The sequence below is a fragment of the Spirillospora sp. NPDC046719 genome, assembly GCF_040645715.1.
Taxonomy (GTDB): Bacteria; Actinomycetota; Actinomycetes; order Streptosporangiales; family Streptosporangiaceae; genus Spirillospora.
Genome location: NZ_JBEYYT010000307.1, coordinates 1 through 11,585 on the forward strand (window position 1 = coordinate 1; position 11,585 = coordinate 11,585).

Below are 11,585 nucleotides of genomic sequence, written 5' to 3' on the forward strand. Positions count from 1 at the left end.
GGGGGGGGGGGGGGGGGCCCCCCCGGGGGGGGGGGGGCCCGCCGCGTGGCCGTTCGTGTGGTGCGGATTACAGGTACTGGCCGGTGTTGGCGACGGTGTCGATGGACCGGCCGGCTTCGGCGCCCTTGGTTCCGGAGACGAGGGTGCGGATGTAGACGATCCGTTCGCCCTTCTTGCCGGAGATGCGGGCCCAGTCGTCGGGGTTGGTGGTGTTGGGCAGGTCCTCGTTCTCGCTGAACTCGTCGACGCAGGCGGCGAGGAGGTGGTTGACGCGCAGGCCCTTCTGGCCGGTGTCGAGGAACTGCTTGATGGCCATCTTCTTGGCGCGGTCGACGATGTTCTGGATCATGGCGCCGGAGTTGAAGTCCTTGAAGAAGAGGACTTCCTTGTCGCCGTTGGCGTAGGTGACCTCGAGGAAGCGGTTCTCCTCGCTCTCGGTGTACATGCGCTCGACGGTCCGCTGGATCATGGCCTCGACGGTGGCCTCTTCGGAGCCGCCGTGCTCCTTGAGGTCGTCGGGGTGCAGCGGGAGGCCGCTGAGGATGTACTTGGAGAAGATGTCCTTGGCGGCTTCGGCGTCGGGCCGCTCGATCTTGATCTTGACGTCGAGGCGGCCGGGCCGCAGGATCGCGGGGTCGATCATGTCCTCGCGGTTGGAGGCGCCGATGACGATGACGTTCTCCAGCCCCTCGACGCCGTCGATCTCGCTGAGCAGCTGCGGGACGATGGTGTTCTCGACGTCGGAGGAGACGCCGGATCCGCGGGTGCGGAAGATGGAGTCCATCTCGTCGAAGAAGACGATGACCGGGGTTCCGGCGGAGGCCTTCTCGCGGGCCCGTTGGAAGACCAGGCGGATGTGCCGTTCGGTCTCGCCGACGTACTTGTTGAGGAGTTCGGGGCCCTTGATGTTGAGGAAGAAGCTCTTGCCCTCCTTGCCGGTCTGTTCGGCGACCTTCTTGGCGAGGCTGTTGGCGACGGCCTTGGCGATGAGGGTCTTGCCGCATCCGGGCGGTCCGTAGAGGAGGACGCCCTTGGGCGGCCGGAGCTTGTGCTCGCGGAACAGGTCGGCGTGCAGGTAGGGCAGCTCGACGGCGTCGCGGATCATCTCGATCTGCGAGCCGAGTCCGCCGATCTCCTCGTAGGAGATGTCGGGGACCTCTTCGAGGACGAGTTCTTCGACCTCGGCCTTGTGGATCTTCTCGTAGGCGTAGCCGGAGCGGGGTTCGAGCATCAGGGAGTCGCCGGCGCGGAGGGGTACTCCGCGGAGTGGTTCGGCGAGCTTGATGACGCGTTCCTCGTCGGCGTGCGCGATCACGAGGGCGCGTTCGCCGTCGTCGAAGAGCTCCTTGAGCATGACGACCTCGCCCTGCTCTTCGAACTTGAGCGCTTCGACGACGTTGAGGGCCTCGTTGAGCATGACCTCCTGGCCGCGTTGGAGTTCGTCGACGTCGACGGCGGGGCTGACGTTGACGCGCAGCTTGCGTCCGCCGGTGAAGATGTCGACGGTTCCGTCGTCTCGGGATTCGAGGAAGACCCCGAATCCGGAGGGTGGTTGCGCGAGCCTGTCGACCTCCTCCTTGAGCGCCACGATCTGTTCGCGAGCCTCTTTGAGGGTCGCTACGAGTCGCTCGTTCTGGCCTGTTACGGCGGCCAGGTTCGCTTGTGCCTCATGGAGGCGTTCTTCCAGGACACGTACTTGGCGCGGGGATTCCGCGAGCTTGCGGCGCAGCACGGAGATCTCCTCCTCCAGGAAGGAGATCTGCGTTTGGAGGTCCCTGACCTCCTTGTCGTGCTGCGCCCTGCGCGCCCCAGCATCGTCACGAGCGGCCACGCCCCGTCACCTCCTCACGAAGAGAGCCGACGACCTACTGAGACCCTACCTATCTGGAGGGCTTCCGTAACCTGCCCATTCGGTACTCGTGTCGTGCGGGTGTGGTTCGGGTGGTGTTCGGGGGGCGGGCCGGGGGTGGTGTTGGTGGTGGTGTTGTGCTGCGCGGACCTGGGGTTTTGGGTGTGGGGGCGTGTCGGGGTGGAGGGTTTGTCGATTTCGGGGTGTGTGGGGTGGCACACGGCGTGTCGCTGTGCTTATTGCAAGCCCGTCGCAGTGCGCTCGTCTACGGGGCGGGTGTTTTGCGAAGTTCCGCGGGCGGGGGCGGCCCGCGGAGGGGGTCAGGATTCGGCGGGCGTCTCGGGGGACGCGGGCGTTTCGGGGGTGGAGGCGGGCGTCTCGGGGACGGGGTGGGCGCCCTTGGCGGGGCGCCGGCGGCGGGCGGGCGGGGTGACGCCGTCGGCGAGGCGGCGGGCGGTGACGAGGAAGCCGGTGTGGCCGACCATGCGGTGGTCGGGGCGGACGGCGAGGCCGTCGACGTGCCAGGAGCGCAGGAGGGTCTCGAAGGCGTAGGGCTCGGCGAAGGCGCCGTGGGCGCGCAGGTCCTCGACGACGCGGGACATCTGGGTGGTGGTGGCGATGTAGGCGCAGACCATCCCGCCGGGGATGAGGGCCTTGGCGACGGCGTCGAGGGTCTCCCAGGGGGCGAGCATGTCGAGGACGACGCGGTCGGCCTCGGTCTCGGTGAGGGCGTCCTCGAGGGAGCCGACGGTGAGGCGCCAGGAGGGGTGGGGGCCGCCGAAGAACTTCTCGACGTTGGCGCGGGCGATGTCGGCGAAGTCGGGGCGGCGCTCGTAGGAGGAGACGAGGCCGTGTTCGCCTACGGCGCGCAGGAGGAAGCAGCTGAGGGCGCCGGAGCCGGCGCCGGCCTCGATGACGCGGGCGCCGGGGAAGATGTCGGCCATGGCGACGATCTGGGCGGCGTCCTTGGGGTAGACGACGGCGGCGCCGCGGGGCATGCGGACGGCGAAGTCGGCGAGGAGGGGGCGGAAGGCGAGGTATTCGACTCCGCCGCTGGAGCGGTAGACGGTGCCTTCGGGGCTGCCGATGATGTCGTCGTGGGGGACGGAGCCCTTGTGGGAGTGGTAGAGCTTGCCGGGCTGGAGGGTGATGGTGTTGATGCGGCCTTTGGGGTCGGTGAGCTGAACCTGGTCTCCGGGCCGGAACGGGCCGTGCGGGATGCGGCCGGTGGACGGTGCGGGCTCGGTGGGCCGGGGTTCGCTCATGGTGGTCAAGGCTAGCGCCGGGCGGGTGGAGCTCAGGCCGTCCGTCCGGGCGCGGGCGGGCTGGTGGGGCGGGCCGTGGGGATGGGCCGTCGGCGCGGGTGGGCGGGGCGGGGTCAGACGCCGGCGAAGGCGCGGTCGACGTCGGTGACGGCGAGGACGCCGTAGACGCGGCCGTCGGGTTCGGTGAGGAGGTACTCGGAGGCGGGGTTGCGGCGGAGGGCGGTGATGAGGTCCTCGCCGGCGAGGTCGGCGGGGAGGGCGAGGTCGGGTTCGAGGCCGCGGGACAGCTCGCCGACGGTGATCCAGGGGCGGCGGTGCTCGGGGGTGGCGGTGACGGCCTTCTCGCTGACGAGGGCCTGGGGGTTGCCGTCGTGGTCGGCGATGACGAGGGCGCCGGCCTGGTCGGCGTGGGCGCGGCGGATGGCCTCGGCGAGGGGGGTGTCGGCGGTGACGAGGGTGGCGCGGCGGGCGAGGCGGCGGGCGGACAGCAGGGGGACGCGGTCGCGGAAGCGCTCGGCGCGGATGGCCTGGGTGGCGCCGACCCAGATGAAGGAGGCGACGAGGGCGGACCACAGGAGGGCGAGCCAGCCGATGCCGCCGGTGCCGCCGTCGGTGCGGTAGGTGGCGAGGTAGGCGCCGGCGATGAGGCAGGCGACGGCGACGGCGCGGCCGATCCAGCCGGCGACGATGGCGCCGCTGCGGCTGTGGCCGGTGGCCTTCCAGACGGCGGCGCGGACGAGGCGTCCGCCGTCGAGGGGCAGGCCGGGCAGCAGGTTGAAGACGCCGACGAGGAGGTTGGCGAAGGTGAGGGCGTCGATGAGGAGGAGGGCGACGTCGGGGAGGGGCAGGACGGCGTGGGCGAGGAGGCCGAGGCCGGCCAGGACGAGGTTGACGAGGGGGCCGGCGAAGGCGATGAGGAATTCGCGGCCGGGGGTGGCGGCCTCGCGTTCGATGGAGGTCTCGCCGCCGAGGATGTGGAGGGTGACGGAGCGGACGGGGAGGCCGAGGACGCGGGCGGTGACGGCGTGGCTGAGCTCGTGGACGAAGACGGAGCCGTAGAGCAGGACGGCGTAGGCGAAGGCGACGAGGTAGCTGAGGGGGCGGTCGATGACGCCGTTGACCTGGCCTTCGAACATGACGGTGACGAGGAGGGCGACCAGGAACCAGCTGGGCGAGACGTAGACGGGGACGCCGAAGGGGCGGCCCATGTAGAGGCCGGGCCGGGCGTCGGGGCCGCCTTTGCGGGGGCGGGGGTCGCCGGCGGGCGTCTTGCCCTGGGTCGGGGGCGCGGTGTTGGTCACATATCCGATGCTACGGCCCCGTTGGGGCGGGTCGGGGTGGCGGTGCGCGGTGATCTCGGCGGGTGGGCGGGGGATCCCGGCGGGTGCGCGGGGGTGCGGGATTTCGTCGGGGGCGTCGCCTACGCTGCTGTGCCATGACGACGACCGAGACCGGTGGTGAGGTGTCCGTTCCGTCTCCGCGGGGTGGGGGCGGGGTGGAGGTGGTGGGGTCGCTGTCGCCGTCGCGGGCGGGTGATTTCATGACGTGTCCGCTGCTGTACCGGTTCCGGGTGATCGATCGGCTTCCGGAGCGGCCGTCGCCGGCGGCGGTGCGGGGGACGCTGGTGCACGCGGTGCTGGAGCGGCTGTACGACCTGCCGGCGGGCGGGCGGACGGTGGGGGCGGCGCTGGAGCTGCTGGGGCCGCAGTGGGAGCGGCTGCTGTCGGCGGAGCCGGAGCTGGGCGGGCTGTTCGGGGACGGCGAGGCCGGGGAGGCCGAGCGGGCGGAGTGGCTGACGCAGGCGGAGCGGATGGTGGAGCGGTACTTCACGCTGGAGGATCCTCGTCGGCTGGAGCCGGCGGAGCGCGAGCTGTTCGTGGAGACGGTGCTGGATTCGGGGTTGAAGCTGCGGGGGTACATCGACCGGGTGGACGTGGCGCCGTCGGGGGACGTGCGGATCGTGGACTACAAGACGGGGACGGCGCCGCGGGCGGATTTCGAGGCGCGGGCGCTGTTCCAGATGAAGTTCTATGCGCTGGTGCTGTGGCGGTTGCAGGGGCGGGTGCCGCGGTTGCTGCAGTTGATGTATCTGGGGAACGGCGAGGTGCTGCGGTACGAGCCGGACGAGCGGGATCTGCGGGCGACGGAGCGGAAGGTGGAGGCTCTGTGGCAGGCGATCCGGCGGGCGATGGATTCGGGTGAGTGGCGGCCGCGGACGAGCCGGTTGTGCGATTGGTGCGATCACAAGGAGCGGTGTCCGGAGTTCGGGGGCACTCCCCCGCCGCTGCCCGCGGTTCCGGTGCGGCGTCCGTCTCCGGCGGATCTGGAGGGTGCGGCGGAGGGCGGCGCGGTGCGGGAGCGCGACGACCTGTAGCGGTGCGACCTGTAGCGGTGCGGGGCTCCGGGCGCCGCGGGGCGTAGGGGCCCCGCCGCCGCGGGGCGGAGAGGCGGCGTGCGGGGTCATCCTTGGGGAGGATCGCGGATCCGCGCGCAGGAGGGGTCGCGACCTGCTGTGACCTCCTAGGGTGATAGTCGTGTCACCCCGCATCCGTGGTCTTCGTACTTTTCGTGCCTGGCTGCAGGCGCGTCCGCAGGCGGCGGACGCGTTGCTCGCGGCCGGGCTGCTGCTGGTGGGTCTGCCGCAGATGTACCTGCAGGACTTCCCGGAGAGCGGTGACTACGCGGCGTTCCGGGCGCCGGACGCGGTCAACGGGCTGATCGTCGTGGTGGTGACGATGGCGCTGGCGTGGCGGCGCCGTCATCCGCTGCCGGTGCTGCTGGTGGTCGTGGCGGGCGAGCTGACGCTGACGGTGTGGGGGTATCCGCCGTCGGTGCCGGACGTGATGTCGTTCCTGATCGCGGTGTACAGCCTGGCGGCGCACCGGGGGCTGGCGCAGAGCGCGCTGGGGGGCGTGGCGGGGTTCGTGTCGTTCCTGGTGTCGCTGGTGATGCTGCCGGTGGGGACGTCGCCGGTGGTGCTGGTGAGCGATTGCGCGCTGGTGGCGGGGGTGTGGGTGCTGGGCCGGAACCTGCGGTTGCGGCGGGCGTACTTCGCGGAGCTGGAGGATCGGGCGGCGCGGCTGGAGCGGGCGCGGGGGACGGACGCGCGGGCGGCGCGGATCGAGGAGCGGTCGCGGATCGCTCGGGAACTGCACGACGTGGTGGCGCACCATGTGAGCGTGATGACGGTGCAGGCGGGGGCTGCGCGGCGGATCATCGACCGGGATCCGGGGAGCGCGCGGGAGGCGATGTCGACGATCGAGGAGGTCGGGCGGACGGCGCTGAGCGAGATGCGGCGGATCGTGGGGGTGCTGCGGACGGAGCGGGACGCCGACCAGGCGGGGCGGGAGCTGGCGCCGCAGCCCGGTCTGGGGGATCTCGGGGAGCTGCTGGACCATGTGCGGGAGACGGGGCTGTCGGTGCAGCTGTGGATCGAGGGGGAGGCGCGGACGCCGTCGCCGGGGGTGGACGTGGCGGCGTTCCGGTTGATCCAGGAGGCGCTGACGAACACGTTGAAGCATGCGGGGGCGCAGGCGCGGGCGTGGGTGCGGCTGTACTACACGGACGCGGATCTGACGGTGGAGATCGAGGACGACGGCCGGGGCACGGCGACGATCGTGGCGGACGGGACGGACAATCCGGGGCACGGGCTGGTGGGGATGTACGAGCGGGTGGCGCTGTACGGGGGCGAGTTGCGGATCGGGCCGCGGGTCGGCGGGGGGTTCGGGGTGCGGGCGCGGTTCCCGTTGGAGGCGTGAGCGGTGGCGCCGCTCCGGGTGGGCGGTTCGCGAGGCGCTCGACCCCGCCCGGCTCGCGGCGGCCGCATGGCGGCCGCGGAGGCGCTGCGGGGCGCCGCCGGGGCGGGGAGGGCATAGGGTGACGATGGCCGGTGCTAGGCGAGGAGCGGGGACGATGGACGCAAGCGGGGTGGCCGGGTGAGCGCGGTGCGGGTGCTGCTCGTCGATGATCAGCCGTTGCTGCGGACGGGGTTCCGGCTGATCCTGGAGGCCGAGGCGGACGTCGCGGTGGTCGGTGAGGCCGGGGACGGCGCGGCGGCGGTGGAGATGACGCGGTCGCTGCTGCCGGACGTGGTGCTGATGGACATCCGGATGCCGGGGGTCGACGGGATCGAGGCGACCCGGCGGATCATCCGGGAGGGCGCGGCGTCGCACGATCCGAAGGTGCTGATCCTGACGACGTTCGATCTGGACGAGTACGTGATCGAGGCGGTGCGGGCGGGGGCGAGCGGGTTCCTGCTGAAGGACTCGCCGCCGGAGGATCTGGTGCAGGCGATCCGGATCGTGGCGGAGGGCGACGCGATCGTGGCGCCGAGCGTGACGCGGCGGCTGCTGGACCGGTTCGCGACGCGGCTGCCGGCGGTGCGGGACGCGGCGCCGCCGCCGGGGCTGGACACGTTGACGGCCCGGGAGCGGGAGGTGCTGGCGCACGTGGCGCGGGGCCAGTCGAACGCGGAGATCGCCGCGGAGCTCGTGGTGAGCGAGACGACGGTGAAGACCCATGTCGGGAACGTGCTGGCGAAGCTGGGGCTGCGGGACCGGGTCCAGGCGGTGGTGTACGCGTACGAGACCGGGTTGAGCCGCCCGGGGCAGGGCTGATCGCGGGCGGTGCGGCGGCTCTGGCGGCGGCTTTTCCGGGCCGCGCCAGAGGGGGCCGTCCCTGAGGGTGTGCGGGTGGTGTCCGGGCTGGTGAGGCGGTGTCCGGTGGGTGCGGGGTCAGGGGGCGTCCCTGAGCCGCCCCCTCTTTCGCCGGCCGGTCCCCTACTCCGGTAGGACGACGCGGGTCGGGCGTCTCCTGCCACGGATGGAGTGGTAAGTCCATTCCTGGGGTGCATCTCCGGAGGCGGTCGGACTTCTACTGTTCTGTGTGGTGGGCCGGCGGGGGGACGAATCGCGGCCCGCAGCAGTTCGTTTTCCACCTCATCCACTCACACAGGGGAGTTCACGTGACGAACACCGCCCCATCGACCGCTGACGCGCACTCCGCGCCCGGGGCGGGCGACTTCGCCGCACGGGCCCATCAGATCGCCAAGGTGTACGGGCGCGGCGACGCCCAGGTGGTCGCGCTCGACTCGGTGACCGTGGGGATCCCCCGCGGCCGGTTCACCGCGATCATGGGCCCCTCGGGTTCCGGGAAGTCCACGCTGATGCACTGCATGGCGGGGCTGGACTCGGTGGACTCCGGGCAGGTCTTCATCGGCGACACCGAGCTGACGGGGCTGAAGGACAAGCAGCTGACCCGGCTGCGCCGCGACAAGATCGGGTTCATCTTCCAGGCGTTCAACCTGGTCCCGACGCTGACGGCGCTGGAGAACATCACGCTGCCGATGGACATCGCGGGCCGCAGGGCCGACCGGGCGTGGGTGGACGAGGTGATCGACACCGTGGGGCTGCGGCCGCGGCTGAAGCACCGGCCGACGGAGCTGTCGGGCGGGCAGCAGCAGCGGGTGGCGTGCGCGCGGGCGCTGGCGTCCCAGCCGGAGATCATCTTCGCGGACGAGCCGACCGGGAACCTGGACTCGCGGTCCGGCGCGGAGGTGCTGTCGTTCCTGCGCGACTCGGTCACCCGGATGGGGCAGACGATCGTGATGGTGACGCACGACCCGTCCGCGGCGGCGTACGCCGACCAGGTGCTGTTCCTGACGGACGGGCAGATCGTCGACACGATGACCGGGCCGACCGCCGAGCGGGTGCTGGAGCGGATGAAGGGCTTCGAGACGGCGGGCCGACCGGCGGCCGCGCCGGGCGGGCACGGGCCGGGGGTCGCGGCGCGATGATGGGCAAGGTCACGCTCCGCAACCTGGCGGCGCACAAGATCAGGCTGGTGCTGACGGCCGTCGCGGTGATCCTCGGCGTGGCGTTCGTGGCCGGCACGCTGATCTTCACCGACACGATGAACAAGCGGTTCGACGACCTGTTCAGCCGGGTCGGCAAGAACGTCGCCGTGGACGTGCGGGCCAAGAAGGTCGTCGGCGGCGAGAACGACGGGCGGGCGGCGCAGCCGGTGCCGGCGTCGGTCCTGACGGCGCTGAAGGGCGTCGACGGGGTGAAGGACCCGCAGGGCAACGTGAACGGGTACGCAGCCGTCGTGGGCCGCGACGGGAAGATCGTGGGCTCGGGCGGGCAGGGCCCGCCGCAGCTCGGCACGAACTGGAACGCCGACGGGTCGTTCGACCTGAAGACGGGCCGGGTGCCGCACGGGCCCGGCGAGGTGATCATCGACGCGGAGACCGCGAAGAAGGGGAGACTGGCGGTCGGCGACACCGTCGGGGTCGTGTCGTCGGGGCCGCCGCAGCGGATGCGGCTCGTCGGGCTGATCGACACGGGGAACCTGATGGGCGCGAGCGTCACCGCGTTCGACACCCCGACGGCGCAGCGGCTGATGCTGAAGCCCGGCTACTTCAGCGACATCGAGATGGGCACCACCGGCCCGTCGGAGACGCAGCTGCGGGACCGGGTCGCCAAGGTGCTGCCGAACGGCGTGGAGGCCGTCACCGGCACGAAGATGCGCGACGAGAACAAGAGCGACGTCGCGCAGATCATGGGGTTCTTCCGCACGTTCCTGCTGGCGTTCGCGCTGATCTCGATCTTCGTCGGGGCGTTCATCATCTTCAACACGTTCTCGATGCTGGTGGCGCAGCGGACCCGGGAGCTGGCGCTGCTGCGCGCGATCGGCGCGGCCCGCCCGCAGGTGACGCGGGCGGTGATCGGTGAGGCGGTCGCGGTCGGGGTCGTCGGGTCGACGCTGGGCCTGGCGGCCGGCGCGGGCCTGGCGGCGCTGCTGCAGACGCAGATGGGCGACGCCGGCTCGGGCGGGCTGACGTTCACCCTCACGCCGGTGGTCTGGTCGTACGTCGTCGGGATCGTGGTGACGGTGGTGTCGGCGTACTTCCCGGCGCGGCGCGCGGCGAAGATCCCGCCGGTCGCGGCGATGCGCGACGACGTGGCGCTGCCGCAGCGGACGCTGCGGATCCGGGTCGCGCTCGGGTCGCTGCTGACGCTGCTCGGCGCGGGCCTCATCGCGGTGGGCCTGGCCGGCGGCGGCGGGAACCCGGCGGTGCCGGTCGGCGGGGGCGCGTTCGCGGTGTTCATCGGGGTCGCGATGCTCGCGCCGGTGATCAGCGTGCCGGTGGTGAAGGTGCTGGGGTGGCCGTTCGCGCGGCTGATGGGCGCGCCGGGCCGGCTCGCCCGGCAGAACGCGCTGCGCAACCCGCGCCGCACCGCCGCGACCGCCGCGGCGCTGATGATCGGCCTGGCGCTGATCACCACGGTGAACGTGCTGGGCGCGACGATGCGCGCGTCGATCGACGAGCAGGTGGACGCGCAGTTCGGCGCGGACTACCTCGTGCAGGCGACCGGCGGCGACATCACCGCGGACGCCACGCAGAAGATCAAGGCGGCGGCGGGGGTGGAGTCGGCGTCGCCGACCTACGAGGGCACCGCGAAGATCGCCGGGAAGCGCGGCACGTACATGTCCGGCGACGTCGGCGTGATCGCCAAGGCGGCGCGACTGAAGATGGTGTCGGGGAGCACCGCGATCGGCGCGGGCGGGCTGATGGTGAACGAGTCGACCGCCAAGGACAACGGCTGGCGGGTCGGGTCGACGGTGCCGGCGCTGTTCCCGGACGGCAAGACCGAGCAGCTGAAGGTGACGGGGATCTTCGAGAAGAGCGACCTCATCGGCGGCCGGATCGTCTCCGAGCAGGTGTACCTGCGGCACACGGTGCGGCCGTCGGTGGACGCGGTGCTGGTGAACGCGGCGAAGACGGACGCCACGACGAAGGCATCGATCGAGTCGGCGCTGAAGGCGTACCCGAACCTGAAGGTGTCGGACCAGTCGTCGCTGAAGAAGGACGCCCGCAAGCAGGTGGACGGGTTCGTGACGTTCCTGTCGATCCTGCTGGCCATGTCGGTGATCATCGCGGCGGTCGGGGTCGTGAACACGCTGGCGCTGTCGGTGATCGAGCGGACCCGGGAGATCGGGTTGCTGCGGGCGATCGGCATCAGCCGCCGCCAGCTGCGGCGGATGATCCGGGTCGAGTCGATCGTGATCGCGGTGTTCGGCGCCGTGCTCGGGATGGGCATCGGCGTGGCGTTCGGGGCGGCGCTGCAGAACGCGCTGAAGGGCCAGGGGCTCGGCGTGCTGGCGGTGCCGTACGGGACGCTGGCGGTGTACCTGGTGGTCGCCGCGGTGATCGGTGTGCTGGCGGCGCTGTGGCCGGCGTGGCGCGCCGGTCGGATGGACGTGCTGAAGGCCATCTCCACGGACTGACCGGCGGCTCCCGTCCCGAAGCCCCGGCCCCCTTCAGCGGGGGGCCGGGGCTTCGGCGTGTCGCGAGGACACCGCGAGCGGCCGGCGTCGACCAGCACCGGTGCCGCGTGACGGGAGGCAGAGGGTCGCCCTCTGGAGACGACGCTCTGGAGACGACCGCTCCGGTGTCAGGGGCGGCTGCC

8 protein-coding genes are annotated in these 11,585 nt (G+C 71.9%); 5 read left to right on the top strand and 3 right to left on the bottom strand.

Annotation, left to right across the window (positions count from 1 at the left end; all coding sequences use genetic code 11):
• Positions 1 to 67: 67 nt before the first annotated feature.
• From arc to ABZ914_RS36115, 3 genes are all read right to left on the bottom strand, one after another.
• Complete coding sequence (arc, locus tag ABZ914_RS36105) at positions 68 to 1,831, bottom strand: proteasome ATPase (protein WP_190857189.1); 1,764 nt, start codon at positions 1,829 to 1,831, stop codon at positions 68 to 70.
• A 338-nt stretch (positions 1,832 to 2,169) separates the two neighbouring features.
• Positions 2,170 to 3,114 carry a tRNA (adenine-N1)-methyltransferase gene (locus tag ABZ914_RS36110; RefSeq protein WP_500198791.1) on the bottom strand — a complete coding sequence of 315 codons (945 nt, stop codon included), beginning with the start codon at positions 3,112 to 3,114 and terminating at the stop codon, positions 2,170 to 2,172.
• A 113-nt stretch (positions 3,115 to 3,227) separates the two neighbouring features.
• A complete protein-coding gene (locus ABZ914_RS36115) occupies positions 3,228 to 4,415 on the bottom strand; it encodes a site-2 protease family protein (RefSeq protein ID WP_500198793.1) in 1,188 nt (395 codons plus the stop codon).
• A 239-nt stretch (positions 4,416 to 4,654) separates the two neighbouring features.
• Here ABZ914_RS36115 and ABZ914_RS36120 point away from each other — a divergent pair, with 239 nt between their 5' ends.
• From ABZ914_RS36120 to ABZ914_RS36140, 5 genes are all read left to right on the top strand, one after another.
• Positions 4,655 to 5,488 carry a PD-(D/E)XK nuclease family protein gene (locus tag ABZ914_RS36120; protein WP_241755664.1) on the top strand — a complete coding sequence of 278 codons (834 nt, stop codon included), beginning with the start codon at positions 4,655 to 4,657 and terminating at the stop codon, positions 5,486 to 5,488.
• Between the two features lie 160 nt (positions 5,489 to 5,648).
• A complete protein-coding gene (locus ABZ914_RS36125; RefSeq protein ID WP_500198794.1) occupies positions 5,649 to 6,872 on the top strand; it encodes a sensor histidine kinase in 1,224 nt (407 codons plus the stop codon).
• A 177-nt stretch (positions 6,873 to 7,049) separates the two neighbouring features.
• Entirely contained in the window at positions 7,050 to 7,730 is a 681-nt protein-coding gene (locus tag ABZ914_RS36130; RefSeq protein ID WP_307799995.1) for a response regulator, read from the top strand.
• Between the two features lie 347 nt (positions 7,731 to 8,077).
• The gene (locus ABZ914_RS36135) at positions 8,078 to 8,908 is read left to right on the top strand and encodes an ABC transporter ATP-binding protein (protein WP_433154350.1); all 831 of its coding nucleotides are present in this window, start codon (positions 8,078 to 8,080) and stop codon (positions 8,906 to 8,908) included.
• The gene (locus ABZ914_RS36140) at positions 8,905 to 11,403 is read left to right on the top strand and encodes an ABC transporter permease (protein WP_500198796.1); all 2,499 of its coding nucleotides are present in this window, start codon (positions 8,905 to 8,907) and stop codon (positions 11,401 to 11,403) included. Before ABZ914_RS36135 ends, ABZ914_RS36140 begins: the two co-directional genes overlap by 4 nt.
• Positions 11,404 to 11,585: the final 182 nt, after the last annotated feature.